Annotated in this window: 19 protein-coding genes; 1 reads left to right on the forward strand and 18 read right to left on the reverse strand. The window is 32.3% G+C overall.

Annotation, left to right across the window (positions count from 1 at the left end):
- Positions 1-143: 143 nt before the first annotated feature.
- From hfq to F1592_RS01660, 17 genes are all read right to left on the reverse strand, one after another.
- Entirely contained in the window at positions 144-386 is a 243-nt protein-coding gene (gene hfq / locus F1592_RS01580; RefSeq protein WP_011275895.1) for an RNA chaperone Hfq, read from the reverse strand.
- Positions 340-1338, reverse strand: a complete 999-nt coding sequence (gene miaA / locus F1592_RS01585; RefSeq protein ID WP_149809701.1) for a tRNA (adenosine(37)-N6)-dimethylallyltransferase MiaA — start codon at positions 1336-1338, stop codon at positions 340-342. The genes hfq and miaA overlap by 47 nt, the downstream gene beginning before the upstream one ends.
- Before the next feature lie 15 nt (positions 1339-1353).
- The gene (locus F1592_RS01590) at positions 1354-2277 is read right to left on the reverse strand and encodes an alpha/beta fold hydrolase (protein WP_037537269.1); all 924 of its coding nucleotides are present in this window, start codon (positions 2275-2277) and stop codon (positions 1354-1356) included.
- A 292-nt stretch (positions 2278-2569) separates the two neighbouring features.
- Positions 2570-4243, reverse strand: a complete 1674-nt coding sequence (locus tag F1592_RS01595) for a glycerol-3-phosphate dehydrogenase/oxidase (RefSeq protein WP_053017107.1) — start codon at positions 4241-4243, stop codon at positions 2570-2572.
- A 152-nt stretch (positions 4244-4395) separates the two neighbouring features.
- Positions 4396-5895: a glycerol kinase GlpK gene (gene glpK / locus F1592_RS01600; RefSeq protein ID WP_053017106.1), complete on the reverse strand. Its 1500-nt coding sequence runs from the start codon at positions 5893-5895 to the stop codon at positions 4396-4398.
- Between the two features lie 130 nt (positions 5896-6025).
- Positions 6026-6844, reverse strand: coding sequence for an MIP/aquaporin family protein (locus F1592_RS01605; protein WP_011275900.1), 819 nt, complete (start codon positions 6842-6844; stop codon positions 6026-6028).
- A gap of 226 nt (positions 6845-7070) precedes the next feature.
- On the reverse strand, positions 7071-7604 hold the full coding sequence (locus tag F1592_RS01610; protein ID WP_037537275.1) for a glycerol-3-phosphate responsive antiterminator: 534 nt from the start codon (positions 7602-7604) through the stop codon (positions 7071-7073).
- A gap of 15 nt (positions 7605-7619) precedes the next feature.
- A complete protein-coding gene (mutL, locus tag F1592_RS01615; RefSeq protein WP_053017105.1) occupies positions 7620-9647 on the reverse strand; it encodes a DNA mismatch repair endonuclease MutL in 2028 nt (675 codons plus the stop codon).
- Between the two features lie 12 nt (positions 9648-9659).
- A complete protein-coding gene (gene mutS / locus F1592_RS01620; RefSeq protein ID WP_149809700.1) occupies positions 9660-12311 on the reverse strand; it encodes a DNA mismatch repair protein MutS in 2652 nt (883 codons plus the stop codon).
- A gap of 266 nt (positions 12312-12577) precedes the next feature.
- Entirely contained in the window at positions 12578-13069 is a 492-nt protein-coding gene (gene thiW, locus F1592_RS01625) for an energy coupling factor transporter S component ThiW (RefSeq protein WP_011275904.1), read from the reverse strand.
- A gap of 21 nt (positions 13070-13090) precedes the next feature.
- The gene (locus F1592_RS01630; RefSeq protein WP_037537281.1) at positions 13091-13456 is read right to left on the reverse strand and encodes a YlbF/YmcA family competence regulator; all 366 of its coding nucleotides are present in this window, start codon (positions 13454-13456) and stop codon (positions 13091-13093) included.
- Positions 13457-15001: a tRNA (N6-isopentenyl adenosine(37)-C2)-methylthiotransferase MiaB gene (miaB, locus tag F1592_RS01635; protein WP_037537282.1), complete on the reverse strand. Its 1545-nt coding sequence runs from the start codon at positions 14999-15001 to the stop codon at positions 13457-13459.
- A 296-nt stretch (positions 15002-15297) separates the two neighbouring features.
- The gene (locus F1592_RS01640) at positions 15298-15594 is read right to left on the reverse strand and encodes a thiamine-binding protein (RefSeq protein WP_011275907.1); all 297 of its coding nucleotides are present in this window, start codon (positions 15592-15594) and stop codon (positions 15298-15300) included.
- A gap of 60 nt (positions 15595-15654) precedes the next feature.
- Positions 15655-16266 (reverse strand): poly-gamma-glutamate hydrolase family protein, encoded by a 612-nt coding sequence (locus tag F1592_RS01645; protein ID WP_053017102.1) that lies wholly within the window; start codon positions 16264-16266, stop codon positions 15655-15657.
- A 225-nt stretch (positions 16267-16491) separates the two neighbouring features.
- The gene (locus tag F1592_RS01650) at positions 16492-17358 is read right to left on the reverse strand and encodes a 2-oxoacid:ferredoxin oxidoreductase subunit beta (protein WP_037537287.1); all 867 of its coding nucleotides are present in this window, start codon (positions 17356-17358) and stop codon (positions 16492-16494) included.
- The gene (locus F1592_RS01655) at positions 17359-19119 is read right to left on the reverse strand and encodes a 2-oxoacid:acceptor oxidoreductase subunit alpha (protein WP_053017101.1); all 1761 of its coding nucleotides are present in this window, start codon (positions 19117-19119) and stop codon (positions 17359-17361) included. It abuts the gene before it with no gap.
- 134 nt (positions 19120-19253) lie between these two features.
- Positions 19254-20048 (reverse strand): TIGR00282 family metallophosphoesterase, encoded by a 795-nt coding sequence (locus F1592_RS01660; protein ID WP_011275911.1) that lies wholly within the window; start codon positions 20046-20048, stop codon positions 19254-19256.
- Positions 20049-20207: 159 nt separating this feature from the next.
- On the opposite strand from F1592_RS01660, the gene F1592_RS01665 reads away from it, so the two are divergent.
- Positions 20208-20423, forward strand: coding sequence for a hypothetical protein (locus F1592_RS01665; protein ID WP_037537291.1), 216 nt, complete (start codon positions 20208-20210; stop codon positions 20421-20423).
- A gap of 268 nt (positions 20424-20691) precedes the next feature.
- Here the strand turns inward: F1592_RS01665 and rny are convergent, their stop codons facing one another.
- On the reverse strand, positions 20692-22251 hold the full coding sequence (gene rny, locus F1592_RS01670; RefSeq protein WP_011275913.1) for a ribonuclease Y: 1560 nt from the start codon (positions 22249-22251) through the stop codon (positions 20692-20694).
- Positions 22252-22424: the final 173 nt, after the last annotated feature.

A 22424-nucleotide genomic window follows, 5' to 3' on the forward strand; every position in this document is an offset into this window, starting at 1 on the left:
TCTATAATGAAGCTTTTTATATTACAAACATTCCTCTATTTGTCAAAAGTGCTAAAATTTGATGAGTTTATTACAAGTTACACTTTCATTAAGACCGTTGTCTACGCTCTTAAGAACTTGCAACGTTGCACTTTAATTACAACTTATTCTTCACTATTTACTGATTCTTCAGAATCTGAAACTTCAGTCTCTACTGTAAATGTGCTGATCGCATGTTTGTATATCAAATGTTGTTTACCTTGAGAAACTAAACTTACAACATATTTGTCAAAGTCTTCAATAACACCTTTCATTTGAAAGCCGTTTAAAAAGAAAACTGTAACTTCTGTTTGTTGTGATTTAAAGTTCTCTAGTGCTTGATCTTGGATGTTGTGGTTTGCAATCATGTTTAGAACTCCTTTTATTTATTTGGGTTGTAATCTCATCTAACATCATTTGAAGTGACATTGTCTCTCTATTAAACCATTGAACAGTCAATTTATTCTTGAACCATGTCAATTGTCGCTTAGCATATTGTCTAGAATGTTGTTTTAACGTTTCAACTGCTTGGTCTATTGATAACTCACCATTCACAACAGGTACCAGCTCTTTATAACCAATTGCTTGCATACTTTGAGTAGATTCATAACCCTGTTCTACTAGATTCTTCACTTCATTAAATAATCCGTGGCTCAACATAATATCTACACGTTTATTTATTCTTGAATATAATGTTTTGCGCGACATTTCAATCCCTATTAATAATGTATCATAATTTTCTGTAAATTGTTGTACTTTCTTGCGAGAACTTATAAGTTTTTTTGTGTTTAAGTAATATTCAATCGCTCTAAGCACTCTTTTTCTATTATTTGGATGTATGTCTTTCGCAGATTGTGGATCAAATGTAGCTAAATAATCATGCACTTCTTGATTAGTTAATGGTTCTAATTTTTGTAATTGTAACTGTGTTTTCTGTTCAACTTCTTTTGAAACTGTCTCATCATCAAAAGGATAATCATATATTAACGATTGTATATATAACCCTGTTCCTCCTGCTATGATCGGTATCTTTCCTCTTGAAGTTATATCTTCTATTAGTGCTTGAGCTCGTAATTTGAAATCATACACAGAAAATGAGTCATCTGGATTTAAAATATCAATCATATAATGAGGAATTCCATCCATCTCTTCATTAATAACTTTAGCAGTACCAATGTCCATTTGTTTATAAACTTGCATGGAATCCCCACTAATGATTTCACCGTTAATTTGTTTAGCAAGTTCAATACTTAACTCTGTTTTACCTGATGCAGTTGGACCTACTATAACTACTAAAAACGGTTTATTGACGTCACTCAATAGTTATCCCTCACTTTATTTTTTCTTTAATACTTGTTTTTGGATCCATTCAAACATATGACTCCAAATCATTTCTTTTTCATCTTCAAATAAAATTTCATGTCTTCTATTAGCATATAGTTGGACTGTTATATGGTTTATTCCAGCACGTTTGAATTTCTTTCCTAATTTACGTATACCTTTCCCATAATCTCCAAACGGATCATCCTTACCAGAAATAAGAAGTATTGGTAATAGTTCATTCATTTTTTTAAGTTGATTATTATTTGCTGTACGTATCATATTCTTAACGGTTTGGTAAATTAATTGGTTTGAAACTAAGAAACCAGTGTAATCATCCTTAACAAATTTATTAATTTCATCGCGTTTAGATGATAGCCAATCACTACTTGTTTCAGGTTGGTCTATCTTTTTATTAAACGATTTATAAACAAATTGATTTACCCATTCTAGGCGACTGCGCTTCCCAAAAATTAAAGTTATTAATTTTAAAACGATGATGGCTGGAATCCCTTTATATTTTGGATATTGACCAGTACCAGTGAGAATTAAACCTTGCGCAATGTCTGGATATTTCTCTACAAATAAGCGCGCAATAATTGAGCCCATTGAATGTCCTAAAACGATATATGGAATATTGTGATCTGAACCGTGAAGTGTTTGAGCTATTTCATATGCATCTTGTGCAATGATATTCATATCATCGTAATGACCTCTTTCATTTTCATCAATATCAATACCATGCCCTCGATGATTATGTCGAATAACATCATATCCTTGATGTGTTAAAGCTTGCACAAGTGCTTCATATCGATCCATATGCTCAGCCATCCCGTGAAAGATATGGACGACACCAAATGTTGCAATCTTAGCCTTATCTACTTTTACTTCAATCATAGTGCCGTCTTCAACGGTAATTTTGAATGATTGTTGACTCACGCATATGCCTCCATGTGAAATTATAACTTAATCCTTAAAGCTTATATTCTTTTTAATATACCTTTCATTCTTAATGTTATCAAATTGTTAGTCTCATTTTAACAACTAAAGCTTTGTAACATAAAATCACTTTATTTTATAAAAAATGAACCGAGATGAGCTTCATATTAAAGCTCTCTCAGTTCAGATATTAACTACGAATTTGAAGTTTAAAATTAATTTACTAGTTAGTTAACAGTATCATATTTGAATTTAATCAAAAATGTTAAATTTCAAAACATAAATGCTAATTTTATTTTAATACTGCAAGTTGTTCATTTCCACGAGTTGCTTCTTCAATTGCAATATTAATTTCTTTAGTAAATTCGTTTTGTTGACTTTGTGTATAGTTTAGTAATTTAGCAAGTTCTTCAACGACTGCATCTTTATATTGTTTAACTTCATTGATATTGAAATAAAGTTTACCAGATCTACGAATTAAGAAATCAGTTGGTTTAAACACCATTTCGTTTTGTACACTATATACTAACTCAACGTATAATTCTAAAGGTAAATTTAAATCTTTGTCTTGTGCAATTTGTGCGATGTTAAATAGTTTATCTACGTTAGAACCATATTTAGAAGCTAAACGTTTGGCAACATCGGCTTGAAGTCCAATCGCTTTACCTTCTTCAACTTTGCGTTCCACAAAACTTTCAAAGTTAGCGCTACCACCTACATCACCACCAGAAATTGGTGTATGTTTTGTTTTACATTCAGCAAAAGTCAATTTATATTCTTGTTTCAAGCGCTTAGCTAATAAATCTACGATTTCAAGCGCCATATGACGATAACCTGTTAATTTACCACCTGCGATTGTTAATAAGCCTGATTTACCTTCCCAAATTTCATCTTTACGTGAAATTTCAGAAGGGTCTTTTCCATCTTCTAAAATTAAAGGTCTAACTCCTGCCCAAGTTGATTCGATATCTTCATCTTTAACATTAACATCTGGGAACATATAGTTAATCGCATTAATTAGATAATCTCTATCTTCCTGTGTTGTTAAAGGTTTTGTTTTGTCATTATCATAGAAAGTATCTGTAGTTCCAACGTATGCTTTACCTTCACGTGGAATTGCAAAGATCATTCGACCATCTTTTTCAGTGTCAAAATAAACAGCTTGTCTTAATGGAAACTTAGATTGATCAATGACTACATGGACACCTTTAGTTAAACGTAATTGTTTATTGTTACGTGTATAATCTTTTTTACGAACTTCATCTACCCAAGGGCCTGCTGCATTAATAACTTTTTTAGCGTTAATTTCATACATTTCACCAGTAAGTAGATCTTGCACTTCAATACCTCTTACTTTTGATTTAGAATCGTAAATGAAATCTGTAGATTTCGTGTGATTTAAAATCTCTGCACCATTTTCTTCAGCACGTTTCATAACTTCAATTGTTAAACGTGCATCATCAGTACGGTATTCAACGTAATAACCGCCACCTTTAAGTCCATCTTTTTTAACCAATGGCTCTTTGTTTAATGTTTGTTTTTTGCTTAACATTTTTTTGCGTTCATATTTTTTTACGCCTGCTAAACGATCATAAGCAGTTAAACCTAAATTAGTTGTGAATTTACCAAACGTTCCGCCTTTGTGCATTGGTAATAACATCCATTCAGGAGTAGTTACATGAGGGCCATTTTCATAAACAATCGCACGTTCTTTACCCGTTTCAGCTACAACTTTGATTTGAGCTTGTTTTAAATATCTTAAACCACCGTGAACAAGTTTAGTAGAACGAGAACTTGTACCTTGAGCAAAATCTTGCATTTCTACTAAAGCTACTTTCATTCCTCGTTGAGACGCATCTAACGCAATACCTGCACCTGTAATACCGCCACCGATAATAACGACATCGTATTCTTCATTTTGTAAATTTTTCTTAATTACTTCTCTGTTTAATGTTGATAAAGCCATAAATATACCCCTCCGATATTTTATTTATGCGAAAAAAGAGAGACCTATCCATACAGAATCAAACTGTATGTAACAGGTCTCTCAAATCTCGACTGATGTATTAACTTAATTTAATCATATCACACTTCAATAAACTAAGCCATGTTTAGAGATTAATCTTCCAATTTAAAGACCTGAGTAGCTTCAACTGCTTTTTTCCAACCTTTATATAACTTAGTTCTGTCTTCTTCAGACATCTGTGGTGTAAATTCTGTTTCTAATTGCCATCTATTTGCTATTTCATCTTTACTATCCCAGAAACCAACAGCTAATCCTGCTAAATAAGCTGCACCTAATGCTGTCGTTTCTTGTATTTCAGGGCGTTCTACAGCAGTATTTACAATATCAGCTTGGAATTGCATGATAAAGTTATTTTTAACTGCACCACCGTCAACACGTAAATTGTTCACTTCAATCTTAGAGTCTTTAGACATAGCTTCCATAACATCACGAGTTTGGTAGCATAAAGATTCTAAAGTCGCACGAATAAAGTGTTCTTTTTCAGTACCGCGACTTAAACCAAATATAGCACCTCTAGCCTCTGAATCCCAATAAGGTGTACCTAATCCTACAAATGCTGGTACGAAGTAAACATTATCTGTAGAATCAACACGTGTAGCATAATTCTCTGATTGAGGTGCAGAATTTATAATTCTTAGTCCATCACGTAACCATTGAATTGCTGAACCTGAAACAAAGATAGAACCCTCAAGTGCATAATTGACTTTACCGTCTAAGCCGTATGCAATAGTAGTTAACAATCCACTTTCAGATTTAACTGGTTCTTCACCAGTATTCATTAACATAAAGCCACCTGTACCATAAGTATTTTTAACATCTCCACGTTCGAAACAAGCTTGTCCAAATAGTGCTGCTTGTTGGTCACCAGCGATACCTGAAATCGGTACCTCTTGACCGAAGAAATGATAATCTTTAGTGTGAGCGTAAATTTCACTAGATTCTTTAACTTCCGGTAATAATTGTTTAGGTACATTTAATAAATCAAGTAGCTCATCATCCCATTTTAAATCGTAAATATTATACATTAAAGTACGACTAGCATTTGAATAATCTGTAATATGTGCTTCTCCACCAGATAACTTCCAAACGAGCCAAGTATCAATTGTACCGAATAATAAATCACCATTTTCAGCTTTTTCTCTAGCTCCATCAACATTATCAAGAATCCATTTAACTTTTGTGCCAGCGAAGTAAGGATCTAACAATAATCCAGTTTTATTGCGGAATGTTTCTTCATGACCTTGTTCCTTTAATTCATGACAAATTGATTGTGTTTGACGGGATTGCCAAACAATTGCATGGTATATTGGACGTCCAGTATTTTTATCCCAAATAACTGTAGTTTCACGTTGGTTGGTAATCCCAATACCCTCAATTTGGTCAGCGTTTATTTCATTTTCATTTAATACTTCAGTCATAACTGCTAATACCGAAGTCCAAATTTCATTTGCATCGTGCTCTACCCAACCTGATTTAGGGAAGTATTGCTTAAATTCTCTTTGTGCAACACCTTTAATATCGCCTTCTTTATCAAATAGAATGGCTCTTGAACTTGTTGTTCCTTGGTCAATCGACATGATGTATTTTTCCATAAATTTTCTCCCTTTCTGCTATGTGAATAAAAACACTTATTTTTTAATTTTGAATAATAAGGAAGTGTACTATATGTATAGCACTTTTCCAAAAAAATTAACCACTAATTTAAGATATTTATTAAATTAATTAATAAATAGACTCAATATCATTTGATTTATTAGATTTGTTCAATACTAAACCTAATACTAATGTTGCTATTACTAGTAAAATACCTACTGCACAAATTAAATCAAATTGACCTTTATAAAATACTTTATAAATAACTGCTCCAAGCATACCTCCAGCTATAGGTCCTAATACAGGTACAATCGCGTATCCCCAATTAGAACCACCTTTACCTGCAATTGGTAATATAGCATGAGCGATTCTTGGTCCTAAATCACGTGCTGGATTAATTGCATATCCAGTCGGACCACCTAAGCTCAAGCCAATAGCCACGATTAAGCCACCAACAATAAGTGGATTCATTCCATCTGCAATTTTATTTACACCGATAAATAAGATACCTAAACATAAGATTGCTGTCCCAATAATTTCACTTAAAAAGTTTGCAAAATAATTCTTAATTGCAGGTGCTGTAGAGAATACACCTAACTTTGCACCCTGATCTTCAGTTGCCTTCCAATGTGGTAAATACATTAACCAAACTAATACACCACCAAAGATACCTCCAAGCATTTGACATATAATATAGCCAGGTACTTGAGCCCAACTAAAACTTCCATCCATCGCTAAAGCAATTGAAACCGCTGGATTTAAATGTGCACCTGAAAACTTACCAACTGCGTATGCGCCCATTGATACGGCTAATCCCCAACCTGCTGCAATTACTATCCAATCAGAATCCTGTCCAGCACTTCGCTTTAAATTGACGTTAGCACAAACGCCACCACCGAAAAGGATTAGAATAGCAGTACCAATAAATTCTGCTAAATATACATTCATGACGAATCCTCCTATAAGACAAAAAGATTCCTACAAAAGCGCTAATAAAGGCATTGCAGAAATCTCTTCGTCTCTTAATCTAATATTAACTTGTTTAAATCATACAGAAAGTTTGTAAGCGTTGTCAATACTTTCGTTAAAAATTTGTCACATTTAAATTGTTTAAAAAATAGTTATGATTGCTTTTTAAGATTTTAAATTAAAGCCAAATTGTTAACGATACTATCTACCATAATAAACGATTGCTTGTTGTAACGTAACTTGCCCCGCTATCAAGTGCTTGAACAATTTCACTTTCTTCATTAATTAAACCACCTGCTATAACTTTTGAAGGGGTTTCTTCATCAATAATTTTAACTACTTTATGTGCAATCCCAGGTAATACTTCAACGAAATCTGGTTCAACCTTCTTAATTAAGTTGATGCTTCTGCTTAATGCTTGGCTATCTATAATAAACACCCTAAAAATCGTTAACTTATTTAACGATTTAGCCTTCTGAATTACTTTAGATTTGGTAGAAACGATCCCTTTAGGATTATAAGTTTGAATTATATACTCACAAGCAAATTCATCGACAGCCATCCCTTTAATTAAATCAATATGAATATAAGTTTCAATTTGATTTGCTTTAAGTAATGCCATAACACTTTTCAAATGACCGATATGCATATCTAATAATACGCATATTTTATAATCTGTTTTTATTAATTTCTCTAAATCTTTCATGTTGCGTATCGCTGGTAAAACATATTCCTTCATGCGGCATTTTCCTCTCTACATTACACGTTTAAATAGTTTTTCAAGTTCATAATTTGAGAAATTTATGATTATAGGTCTGCCATGAGGACAAGTGAATGGATCTTCTGCTTCACGTAACTGATCAATCAAATCCGCCATTTCATTATTTTTTAAATAATGATTTGCCTTTATTGATTTTTTGCAACTCATCATGATGGCAGCATCTTCACGCATTTTTTTAACATTTACTTTTTTATCGTTTAATACTAACTCAACCATATCTTGAATTATTTCTTCAGCTTCAGCTTTTGGGAACCAAACTGGGTAACTATTAACGATATAATCATGACCGCCAAAGTGCTCTAAATGAACACCCACTTTGTCTAATTCATCTTGATATTGATCAATAATCATTTGTTCGTCTTTTGAAAAGTGGAATGTTAGTGGTATTAATAAATCTTGAACTTCATTAGTCACTTCGCCAATTTTTTCTCTAAAATATTCATATTTGATACGTTCTTGTGCAGCATGCTGATCTATCATAAACATGCCATTCTCATTTTGAGCAATGATATAAGTGCCATGCACTTGTCCAACGACTTCCATATACGGAACGCGTCGAGATGGTGTGGTACTTACTTTACCTTTAATATCATTATAATCTTGCTGACTGTATAATGTTTGATAAGCTTTTGATGACGCTTCATCACTATTGTTTTGTTCAGTTACAACTTCTTCTGAATCGTTTGTAAATTCGTCATTTAATGATGAAACATCACCATTGTCTAAATCATTCAAAATTTCTTTTTGAATTTGGAAGTAATCTTTGTCATCTGAACGTTTATTATTATGTACGAAACTTTCCGTACTTTCATTAATTAACTCATTATTATCTAAATCGTTTTTTTCTAAATTTGGATTTTGTAATTCAGATTCACTCATATCATAATAATGAGAATTTGATTTGTCTTGATTAGAGTTACGCTGCCTTCTTTCAAAGTCTAATTTTTGTTGTTCAAATTGATTTAAGACTTTATTTTTTTTAGGCGTTCTATCCAAATCGTTTTGTGGAATTAATATTCTATCCTTGAACGCATAACGGATTTTCTCAACTATTAATTGATATAATTGCTCTTCCTTAGATAATCTGACTTCTAATTTAGTTGGATGGACGTTCACATCTACTAATATAGGATCCATTTCTATGTTTAAATAGCATATCGGGTAGCGTCCTATTGTCAGTAATGTATGATAACCTTCAATAATAGCTTTATTTAGTACAAAATTTTTAATATATCTTCCATTGATAAAAATTGATATATAATGTTTGTTACTTCTTGAGTGTTCTGGCTTGGCCACAAAGCCTTCAAGGTGATAATCACTTGTATCACCTTGAATATGCACTAAATCTTTTGCTACTTTTATACCATAAATCTCTGACATAACTTCATTTGTTTTACCCGAACCATTCGTTTTTAATAACGTTTTTCCATCAGATATTAATGAAATTCGTATATCAGGATGACTCATTGCCATTCGATTCACAATATCTGTAATTTTACCTAACTCTGTGTATAAGCTTTTAATATATTTTAAGCGAGCTGGTGTATTGTAGAAAAGTGATGAAACAGTAATATCTGTACCTTTTTTAGCTTTAGCAGGTTTACGACTTAAAATCTCTCCGTTTTCTGCATAAATTTCATGTCCATTTTCATTATCAGTGCAAGTTTTAAGTGTAACTTTAGCAACTGAAGATATACTCGCTAATGCCTCCCCACGAAATCCTAACGTTCTGATATGAAATAAATCGTCATCGGCATCTAATTTACTTGTGGCATGTCTATGAAACACTAAATCTAAATCATCTTGTTCTATTCCAGTACCGTTATCTACTACTCTAATTGAGGATATACCTGATTGTTCTACCTCAATATTAATTTCTGTCGATTTAGCATCGATTGCATTTTCTAGCAATTCTTTCACAACTGAGCTTGGACGCTCTACTACTTCGCCTGCTGCTATTTTATTAGCTAAAGAGGTTTGTAGTTCTTTAATTTTGCCCATTTTCAAACACCTCTATCTCAATTGGTTTTGTAATTCACTTAGTTTTAGTAATGCTTCAATAGGCGTCATGTTTGATATATTAAGATTTTTAATCTGTTCCTCAATTTCACTAGTCATTGTTTCTGAATCAAATAAATCGAAAGACGCTTGTTCAAATTCATTCTCATTTTCATACTTTGTTGTTTGAGACTTTTTATCATTGTTATTTGCATTTTGTGCGTCATCATCTTCAAACCCTTCCACTGAGGCTGAATCTTTAAGAACAGTAACGTTAGAATACTCTTCATTATCAGATGCATTTTGACTTTGTTCAAAAGCATCTAATATAACTTGTGCACGATTAATAACTTCATCTGGCAAGTTAGCTAGTTTCGCTACTTGAATACCATAACTATCATCTACAGCACCATCTTTTACTTTATGTAAGAAGATTAATTCACCTTGATATTCATCTGCAGCCACATGAACATTTTTAAGACTTGGTAGTTCTTGATCTAAAGTCGTAAGTTCATGATAGTGTGTTGAGAATAAAGTTTTCGCATGAGATGTTTGAGCAACATATTCAATCATTGCTTGAGCTAACGCTAGCCCATCATATGTTGAAGTCCCTCTACCAATTTCATCGAAGATTATTAAACTATCTTCTGTTGCGTAAGTTAAAGCTTTTTGTGCTTCTAACATCTCTACCATAAATGTACTTTTTCCTGATACTAAATCATCTGCAGCACCTATACGAGTGAATATTTGATCAAATATTGGTAATTCTGCTTTATCACAAGGAACATAAGCCCCCATTTGAGCCATGATGCTTATGATTGCTACTTGTCTCATGTAAGTTGACTTACCAGACATGTTAGGACCAGTTATTAGATATATAAAGTTATCTTTATCTAATTTACAGTCATTAGGTACATAGTCATTGTAGTCCATCACACGTTCAACAACAGGATGGCGAGAGTTCTCTAAGCTTAGCGTTTTATTATCACTAAATTCAGGTTTAACATAGTTGTATTTTTGTGCAATTTCAGCAAAACTTTGTAGGCAGTCAAGTTCAGAGATGATTTTAGCCTGTTTTTGAAGTCTTTCAGTATATGTTTTAATGTGTTCTCTTAGGCGAACAAATAGTTGATATTCAAGATCTACCGCTTTATCTTCTGCACCTAAAATAATATCTTCTTTTTCTTTCAATTCATCTGTAATGAAGCGTTCGGCATTGGACAATGTTTGTTTACGGTGATAGCCAAATTTACTAGGTTCAAATCCTTGTAAATTTGCTCGTGTAATTTCTATAAAATAACCAAACACTTTGTTAAAACTAATTTTAAGAGATTTAATACCTGTACGCTCTCTTTCTTTAGCTTGTAGTTGTGCTAACCAATCTTTTCCATTTTTAGAAGCTTCTAAGTATTCATCTAATTGTTTACTAAAGCCTTGTTTAAATAGACCTCCATCTTTAATGGAAATAGGCGGTTCTTCGATTAAACTATCCTCTAACACTTGTAATAAGTCTTCTAACGGTTCAAGGGAACTAAATTGATTTGATGCTACGTCATTCATACTTTCAAGTAAAGATTTAATATTAGGTATCTCTGAAATTGAATGTTTAAGTTGAATTAAATCACGCGCATTGACATTGCCATAACTGACACGGCCAACAAGTCTTTCTATATCATATACTTGATTTAAATATCCTCGTAAAGTGTCTCTCTCAATAAAGTGATTCATGAATGATTCTACTACACTTAGTCTTTCTTCAATTCTTTCTTTATTGATTAATGGTCTATCTATCCATTGCTTAAGGCGACGTGCTCCCATCGGCGTTTTAGTTTCATCCATTAACCATAAAAGTGTTCCTTTTTTAGATTTTAATCTAATACTTTCGGTTAATTCTAAATTTCTTTTAGCATAGTAGTCCATCTTCATAAAATCCACTGCAGCATACGTTATTGCAGTTTCTAAGTGAGACAAATCTCGTTTTTGAGTATGATAAACATAATCGAGTAATAGTTGTGTTGCTAGATACATATGATTATTAGTTAATTGATTCACTTCATAGCTTGCATCGGAAATAGATTCTCTAATTGTTATAGTTTCTGTAGTTAAATAGATTTGTTTTTTAAGATTTTCATCAATTTCTTGGTTAACAACGATTTCATTAGGATTAATAGTTACAATTTCATTAATCAATGTATCTTCATCTTCAATTTGAGTGGCTTTTAACTCTCCTGTAGAAATATCACAATAACTAAGGGCGTAGTTACTATCTTGTTTAATGAAACTTAAAATGTAGTTATTTTGGTTTTCATCCATACCACCTTGTTCCATGACTGTTCCAGGTGTTACAACTCTAACTACTTCACGTTTTACCATACCTTTAGTTTGTTTAGGATCTTCCATTTGTTCACAAATTGCTACTTTATAACCATTATTTATCAATGTTTCAATATAGCTATTAGCGGAATGATACGGAACGCCACACATAGGTATTGGATTCTCTTTTTTAGCATCTCTTTTAGTTAATGTAATTTCTAATACCCTTGACGCTTCTTTAGCATCTTCAAAAAACATTTCATAAAAATCGCCTAATCTGAAGAATAATAAGCAATCTTGATATTGCGATTTAATTTTTAAATATTGTTGCATCATCGGTGTCGTGTTAGACATATTTTCACAACCTTACTAATTTTTTCCGATTTATTACATGCTTTTAACTCATATATTTTAACATATGAAATGTTACAACGCTCGTGAGTTCATTTTATTGATTTTATTTACTTTTTAGAGTTTAGTTAAAAATGATTCATCTTAATTTACAAATAAAAAAGATTATCACAACAAAATAAAGAACACATACGTTTCATAAACGACTGAACTTTATTTTTGGAATGATAACCTTAAATCAACTAAAACAATCTCTTATTTCCAAACTATTATTTTTTAAATCTATCTAGTAAACCTCTTTTTTTCAACATTATAAGTAAGAAATAACTAATAGCAGCTCCGATAAAACTTGAAATAATAAACGCTATCATTAAAGGTTTGACGAAGAAATCTTGCATACCTAAAACCCAGGCCATTGGTATACATAAAAGACTTCCTATAATGCCTGTACCAATTACTTCACCAACAGCAGCCATAAAGATATGTTTTCTATACATATAGAATACACTAGCCAATAGCACGCCAATCATACTTCCAGGAAATGCAAAAAAACTACCAGTACCGAATAAATTTCTTATGATTGATGAAATTAATGCTTGGGCTAAACCGTACCATGGTCCTACAAATACTGCGCATAACACATTGATGAAATGTTGAACAGGTGCTGCTTTGACAGGACCTAAGGGTATGATAATAATACTGCTTAATACAACATTAGTGGCAATTAACAGTGCAGTAAGTGTCAATTTTCTATTGTTCATAGTGCTTTTCCCTTTCTTCCATTAATCCTTATGTTCATCTTCATTATGTTCATTCAAACGATCTTCCATTGTGCTTATCATTAGTTGTAATAAATCATTTGCTTCATACTGAGCAGAACGAAATTCTTCCACTATTGGTAATTCATTAATTTCATGTTCAAGCGCTTCAATTTCATTTTCTGATTGCTGATAAGCATGTTGTTTCCCATAATTTTGAAAATTAACTGATTGCTTTTGTTGTTTTTTTAAGCGATTCATTTTACTTTCAATATTACGATTTTCATGAATTTGTTTCTCTATATTTTGATAAGATTTTATAAGATCTAAATCTTGAATTTTACTCGTGAGTTGATCGGCTTGTTTTAAAATATCATCTTTACTATACATTTAATTTGTCACCAATGGTGCATCGTTAAATTCTTTAAATGTACCATTTAATGAATATTGCTTTGTTTCATCAATTTCAACATTTACTAACTTACCGATTGCTTCACGTGGTCCTTTAAAGTTAACTAACTTGTTCTTTTCAGTATAACCTGCTAAAACTGTATCATCTTTTTTACTTGAACCTTCACATAGAACAGTTACAGTTTTGCCTTCATATTGATTCATGGCTTTTTCTGAATAATGTCCTACTTTTTTATTTAAACGTTGTAATCGTTCTTTTTTAACGTCTTCAGGTACATTATCTTTCATTTTTGCGGCAGGTGTACCATCCCTTTGAGAGTATAAATACGTATAAGCGTGCTCAAATTGAACTTCGTCATATAGTGATAATGTCTCTTCAAATTGTTCTTCAGTTTCGTTTGGATATCCAACAATGATATCAGTAGTTAAAGCTACATTAGGTATTGATTTTTTTATTCTATTAACTAAATCTAAATAACTTTCTCTTGTATATTTACGTCCCATAATTTTCAATACAGCATTATTTCCTGATTGTACGGGTAGATGGATATGAGGTACAATATTGCCACCTTTAGCTATTACTTCAATCATTCTATCTGTAAAGTCCCATGGGTGACTAGTAGTAAAACGTACTCTTGGAATATCAATTTTGGAAATGTCTTCTAATAAATCTCCTAATCCATACTCTAAATCCTTAATATCTTTACCATATGAGTTTACATTTTGACCAAGCAAAGTTATTTCTTTATAACCATCTCTCGCTAAACCGCGAACTTCTTCAATAATATCTTCTGGTCTACGACTACGTTCTTTACCTCTAGTAAAAGGTACAATGCAATATGTACAGAATTTATCACAGCCATACATAATATTAACCCATGCTTTTGTACTACCTTCACGTACTTTAGGAAGGTTTTCAATAATGTCGCCTTCTTTAGACCAAACTTCGACAACCATTGCTTTAGATAGGTATGCTTCTTCTAAAATTTCAGGTAATTTGTGAATATTATGAGTTCCGAAAATCATATCCACATTTTGGTATGATTTAAGTATTTTATTTACTACTGACTCTTCTTGTGACATACATCCACATACACCAATTAATGCTTCTGGTCTATTCTTTTTTAAATGTTTTAAGTTACCAATTTCACTAAACACTTTATTTTCAGCGTTTTCACGAATCGCACATGTATTTATCAAAATAACGTCCGCTTCGTTGATATCTTCTGTAGCAGTATATCCTAAGGCTTGTAATATTCCTGCCATTACCTCAGTATCATGTGCATTCATTTGGCAGCCATATGTTTTTATTAAGAATGTGCGGCCTTTGCCCATCCCTTCAAACTTGTCTTCTATATGAAAGTCACGATTATAATTTATATCTTGTTTTCCACGTTTACGTGCTTCTTTTAAACTAGGTGGTTGATAAATTTTTTCGAAATATTTACTATAATCTTTTTCTACTTTTCTATCGCGTTCATCAAGGATATTTATCGTACCAGCTTTTCTTTGTTCTTCGTTCACTTTAAAAAATTCCTTTCTATATGCCCTTATATCATTAGTTCATTATATTAAAATTAATAATAAAGTGCAAAAAGAGTTGAAATAGTTAATAAATTTGTCATTTAAAAAGTGGAATGGGGTGGGATAGACATAATATTTTTACAATATTTATTTAGATGTAATCCCAGCAAAGCAAGATTAACTAGCATTATATAAGCTTGTTATAGGTTTTTTTAGATCAGTCAACTACTGCCATTATAAAAAATATAGCCTAAGACACAGATTTATGTCTCAGGCTTATCTCATTTAAACTTTACTTACTCGTTATCATATTTTCCTGTCAATGTTTCAATTGTGATGCCAGCTGGTACATGGTAGAACTTAACTTGACTTATAATACTCGGACATTCTAATTCAACCATACGTTCATGCAATTTTTGGATTAAAATTAAGCACTCACTCATATCACCTTGAACTGTGGTCTCAAGCGGGCCAACTCTAAAATGCAATCCAGAATCATCAATAATTTTTATTGCCTCATCTACATAAGGTATAACGTCTTCATTGTTTGGCGTTTTCGGAACGATTTGAATACTCATTAATGTGTCTTGCATTAACAATCACCTCATTCAATATTATTACCTTAATTTTACCACGCCCTTATTTAACTTGCCTTAATTAATTGCCGAGTTAATTGCTTGGCCAAAATCATACATTTTATCATCCCAATTTGATTCATCCATTCTACTTTTACGATTAAACTTATTATTTTTAAATAAAGACTTTCTTAAACTAGATGTTAATTCTATTTGTACCCCAACTTCATTTTTAGTGCAATTAACTATATTATCATCTTGAACACCAGACATGTGACTCGGTGCTTCTTTAACTTCTACACCTATTTGATTTAATTCATTAGCAATACGCTCTTTTAATTGATTATCTTTACCACCGATATAAGCAACGTTTTCTTCACCAAGACATCCATGAATTGTTACAGCACGTTCACTAGATTTCACTAAGTTCATTGCGATATCATTATCATAGTTTATAGATGTCACATGCAATTCATTGTTTCCTTTTGTACGAATACCGTTAAAGGCGAAATAATTAAATTGCCCTTCATTAGCGATGACCCTAGCAATTTCAGAAGTAGCTGGTTCAATTCCACCACCATGTATTGCTAAAATCGTTACGTTACTATCTCTATCTTCAGTAATTATCTCCCAATCCTCATTCTCAATTGTCTCATTTTGTAATTCTTTCATTGAATGATATTTATCCATTGTAAAAACCTCTCTTAAGTATAGTGTTATTATTATTCTTTCCCATTTTATATGTTCTAAAAAGTATTTAAATGATTTTTAACAATGATTACTTAAACTAAAATATTTTAATATTTTCTATACATCATTAAGCAATGGTGTTATTATTTTCAATAAAAAAACTCTTAAGTTATAAAAAAACTCACTTCAAAACTTAAAGCGTTTTAAAGTGAGCTCCTACAATTTCTATACAAATTGAGCAGTTAAGTTATTAAAATCTTCTTCTGTTATATGAATATCGCGTTTAGATAATGCACTTTCATTTAATTCTTCAATTTGAGACTCATATGATGGTGTTTCAGTATCTTGATATACAATACCTTTAACTAGTGATTCATGATCTAGAACAGTCTTCATTGCTAATTGTTTATCTGAAGTATCATAGCCTTCGATATCTTCTAAACTAGTTAAATGTTCTTTAAACCAATCATATGTGTTTACTTTGTTGTATGTTACACATGGTGAAAAGACATTTACAAAAGAAAAACCATCATGGTTAATCGCATCTTCAATTAGTTTAGTTAATGCTTTAATATCACTAGAAAAGCCTTGTGCTACAAAAGTAGCGCCTGATGATAAAGCTAATTCGAGTGGTGCAACATTCTTCTCGATATTACCTTTAGGGGTAGATTTAGTAACAAAACCAACCGCAGATGAAGGCGACGTTTGACCTTTAGTTAAGCCATAAATTTGATTGTCCATAACAATATACGTCATGTTCATATTACGTCTTAATGCGTGTATGGTATGACCCATACCAATAGCGTATCCATCACCATCACCACCAGAAGCAATAACTGTTAAATCCTTGTTCGCCATTTTTACACCTTGCGCTAATGGTAAAGCACGCCCATGTATGCCATGTACACCGTATGAATTAATATAACCAGATAGTCGTCCTGAACAACCTATACCAGTAATAATTGCTACTTCCTCTGGCTCTAACCCTACATTAGCTGCTGCCTTTTGAATAGCTGCTTGAACTGAGAAATCACCACAACCTGGGCACCAATTTGGCTTCACATTATTTCGAAAATCTTTAAATGTAGCCAATTATACCAACTCCTTACTTTCGCTTACTACTTTTTGTCCTTTAGATTCAATTTCATGAGGTAAGAAAGGTGTTCCATCATACTTAGTTTGATTTATTAATTTATCTTGAATAGTTGTATTCATTTTAAGGATATTTGAAAGTTGACCTTGATAATTATGTTCAACAACAATAACTCTAGATGCTTTATCGATAGCTGCTTGAATGACATCTTTCGGCATAGGATGTAGTTGTCGAATCTGCATTGTATTTACTTTTATACCTTGAGCGTTTAATCTTTCAGCACCTTCTTGAATAGCACCTTTACTAGATATGAACCCTATAAATAGAATATCTGCTTCTTCGTGTTGTTCATCTAACTCAACAGGTTTTTCAATTAGTAAATTTGTTGTTTTAAGCATTCGTTTTTCCATTTGTTGACGTCTATTTTCAGAAGCTTCACTCGGTTTACCTTCTTCATTATGTTCAACGCCAGTTACATGGTGTATGCCACCTTTAACACCTGGAATAGGTCTAGGTGATACACCATTTCCTGTTAATGCATATCTTCTAAAGTATTGTTTGTCATCTTCTTCTCGTTCAATATCAGATTGTAATAACTCGCCACGGCGTATTTGAATTTTATTATAATCTAAGCGTTCAACTGTTTGTTTACCTAATGATAATTGTAAGTCACTCAATATAATTACTGGGCACTGATATTCTTCTGCTAAATTAAAAGCCTCAATAGTTAAATAAAATGCATCTTCAGCATCTGTAGGAGCAACTACTATTTTAGGTATATCTCCATGCGTACCATAAATCATTTGCATTAAATCTGATTGTTCTTGCTTGGTTGGTAAACCTGTAGATGGTCCACCACGTTGAGTATTAATAATGACTAAAGGTGTTTCAGTCATACCTGATAGGCCTATGGCTTCCATCATAAGTGATAAACCTGGGCCAGCACTAGCAGTGAATGCTCTGACACCTGCATAATTAGCACCAATTGCCATATTGGCTGCAGCAATTTCATCTTCAGTTTGTACTACCGTGCCGCCTACTTTTGGGACGTTTGCAATCATATATTCCATAATTTCAGATGCCGGTGTAATTGGATAAGCAGCCATGAAACGAGAACCAGCTGAAATTGCACCTAATCCAATAGCATCATTACCAATCATATATAAGTGTGGAGTCTCTTCAGTCGTTTGTAGTTTGAAGTCTCCTTGTAAATCATTTAATTGTTCTTTCATCAATGTATAACCTTGATTTAGAGCTTCAATGTTCATTTCTACAACTTTTTCACCTTTTTTAGTAAACATATTAGTTATAAGGGTTTCAAATGTTGCAGTATCTAAATCCATGATTGCACATGTTGCTCCTACAGCAACCATATTTTTCATTAATGCAGTACCTAATTCTTTAGCTGTGCTAGTAAAAGGTAATTCAATAAGTTGAGCACGACATTGTTCAGGTTTTGTCGGTTTAGCTTTTGCATCAGCAATAATAATGCTATCTTCACGCATTTCATGATGATTCAATTCAATCGTTTCTTGATCAAAAGCCACTAGAATGTCTAAATCATCACTGATTGCATGTACAGGTGCAGTAGATACTCTAATTTTGTTATTAGTATGTCCACCTTTTATACGACTTGAGAAATGTCTATATCCATATAAATAATAACCTTTACGATTCATTGCTGTGGCAAAGATTTCTCCAGTCGATTCGATACCTTCACCTTGTTGTCCGCCCACTTTCCATGATATTTGTGATTTCATATCATATGCCTCCTGTGGAATTAATTCATAATAAATCATAACAAAAATAACCACCGTCTTACTATGACAACAGTGGCAATTATTTAAATTCATACTAATGGACTATATTCGTTCATCTATAAGTTTCTTTTGAATTATTTATTAAATGGATGATCGTCATTAATTAAAATTCTTTCAATTTGTTTTGTTTTTCCATCTTTATCTAAATCTATAATAACACCAGATAGAACACTTCTTCCATCATCCGGCACAACATGACGTTGTGGTAAGCTTGTAATAAATCTCTCTATTACTTCATCACGATTAATACCTAATATACCATCGTAATATCCTGTCATACCAACATCAGTAATATATCCTGTGCCATTCGGTAGTACACGTTCATCTGAAGTCTGAATGTGCGTATGCGTACCAACTACCGCACTTACTCTACCATCTAAATACCATCCCATTGCATTTTTTTCTGATGTCGTTTCTGCATGAAAATCAACAAATATAAAATTAGTCTCTTTTTTAGCTTCTTCAATAAGTTGATCAGCTTTTTTAAAAGGGTCGTCGATATCTTGCATAAATGAACGGCCTTGCAAATTAATAATTGCTAATTTAATATCATTAATTTGAATAAATCTCATGCCTACACCAGGCGCTTCACTTGGAAAATTAGCGGGTCTTACCATTCTGTTTGCATCATCAATAAAGTCATAAATTTCACGTTGACCGTATGTATGATTACCCATCGTCATGAAATCTACGCCATCTCTTAATAATTGTTTATATAACTTTTCAGTTAGACCCTTACCGTGCGCTGCATTTTCAGCATTAACGATACTTACAGTAGGTCTATATGATTGTTTTATTTTAGGTAAATATTCAGCAATCGCATTTCTTCCAACTTTACCTACGATATCTCCAATAAATAATATCCTCATTGAATGTTCATCCTCTCATAAAAATAGTTTAATTCATATAGGTCTATAATAAAAGAGGATATTCATACTCTTTTTAAATTTGATATCTATTTGCTTTAGCATGTATACAACATATGTTAAGATAGGTTTATCAAAAGTAATAGGAGTTGTAAAATTTACATGTCAATTAATATTGATCCAGAAAAGTTTGCAGAATTAGTGGTAAAATCTAATCCATCTAAATCTGAAGATGCAGAAGATATCGCTAAAGAAAGTCTTGAATTATACATCAACGCTTATCGTTTAGCTGAAAGATATTCAAATATTGCTACTAATTGCTATGATACAGCAGAAATAATTTCTGAATTAAGAAAAACAGATTTACAACTTAAATAATTTATAAGACTATCAATTAAGGATAAGCATAAACATCAAATAGTTTAAGTTTACAATGAAAATTTATATTAAATGATTGAACTTTGAGTATGTCCTCAATTAGTTTATACTTTGGTTCTAGTCATCTATTTGGAGTGAGATTGAATTCGTAATGAATTCAATCTCACTCTTTTTTAATGACAACATTTCACCTACTTTATTATTTTTAATTAATAATTGAATTTTAAATAAAAAGAAAAAACAGACCCAAATTTGGATCTGTTAAAAACTATTTCGCATACTCTACTGCTCTTGTCTCTCTTACAACTGTCACTTTGATGTGACCAGGATATTGTAATTCATCTTCTATTTGCGTTTTAATGTCTCTAGCCAGTCTGTATGACTTCAAGTCATCTATTTCATCAGGGGAAACAATAACTCTAATTTCTCGACCTGCTTGAATAGCGAATGCTTTTTCTACACCATCATAACCTTCAGATAGTGTTTCTAAGCGTTCTAATCTACGTATATAGTTTTCAAGCGTTTCTTTACGAGCACCTGGTCTAGCCGCAGATAATGCGTCAGCAGCTGCTACTAGAATTGAAATAATAGAAGTAGGTTCAACATCACCATGATGAGAGTGAATAGCATTAATTACAGTTTCATTTTCTGCATATTTTTTAGCTAATTCAACACCTATTTCTACGTGGCTACCTTCAACCTCATGATCTATCGCTTTACCAACATCGTGAAGTAATCCAGCACGTTTGGCCAAGCTAACATCTTCTCCTAGTTCAGCAGCAAGCATTCCAGATAAATGCGCCACTTCAATAGAATGTTTCAAAACGTTTTGACCATAACTAGTTCTATAATTTAGACGACCTAAGACTTTAACTAAGTCTGGATGCATATTATGAACATTGATTTCGAATGTTGCTTGTTCACCAGCATCTCTAATAATGTCATCTACTTCTTTTCTAGCTTTATCTACCATTTCTTCAATTCTGCCTGGATGGATGCGTCCATCTGAGACTAAATTAACTAATGCTGTACGCGCGATTTCACGTCTAATTGGATCAAAACCAGATAAAATAACCGCTTCTGGTGTATCATCAATGATTAAATCAATACCTGTTAATGTTTCTAAAGTTCTAATATTTCTACCTTCTCTACCAATGATACGACCTTTCATCTCATCATTTGGTAAATTAACTACTGAAACTGTTGATTCAGTTGTATGGTCAGCAGCTAATCTTTGAACGGTAGTAGCTAATAATTCTTTTGCTTTTTTATCAACTTTTTCTTTAGCTTCTTTCTCTTTTTCTTTAACAAGTACTGCAATATCTTGTGACAGTTCTTCTTCAACCCTTTGAAGTTGTTCATTTACAGCTTCTTCTTGAGTGAGACCGGAGATGCGTTCTAATTCTTGTTCATGCTTCATTATTAATGTCTGAACACTACTCTCTTTTGCATCTACTTGTTGTTGTCTTTCTTCAAGTTTAGATTCTTTTTGTTCTAAAATCTCATCTTTTTTATCGAGAAGATCAGATTTTCGATCTAAATTTTCCTCTTTTTGAAGAAGTCGGGCTTCTTGTCTTTGAAGCTCACCACGTCTTTCACGTAGTTCTGATTCAGTTTGTTCTCTTATGATTTGGTTTTCTTCTTTTGCCTCTAATAATTTTTCCTTTTTGATATTATCTGCTTCTTTTTGACCTTGCTTGATAATATCATCAGCAGTTTGTCTAGCTTGTAATTGCTTTTGATGCAATAAATTTCGGGCTACAAAATACCCCACAACAACCCCTAGAATAATCCCCAGCAAAATGAGTAGGAGGTTTAATAAATTCACATAAACACCTCCTTTTTCTAGGTATTTGCTTTGTATATCAAAATCTCTTCATGATTTTTATAAATGTATAATAATTATACATATTAATTGTACGTTTATTAACTTGTTAGTGTCAAGATATGAAATTGCACTGTATTTCGAATTTACATACATTGGGAGTGGGACAGAATTCT

Origin of the sequence: Staphylococcus sp. GDX7P312P (assembly GCF_008385775.1) — a bacterium.
In the GTDB taxonomy this organism is placed as follows: Bacteria; Bacillota; Bacilli; order Staphylococcales; family Staphylococcaceae; genus Staphylococcus; species Staphylococcus haemolyticus.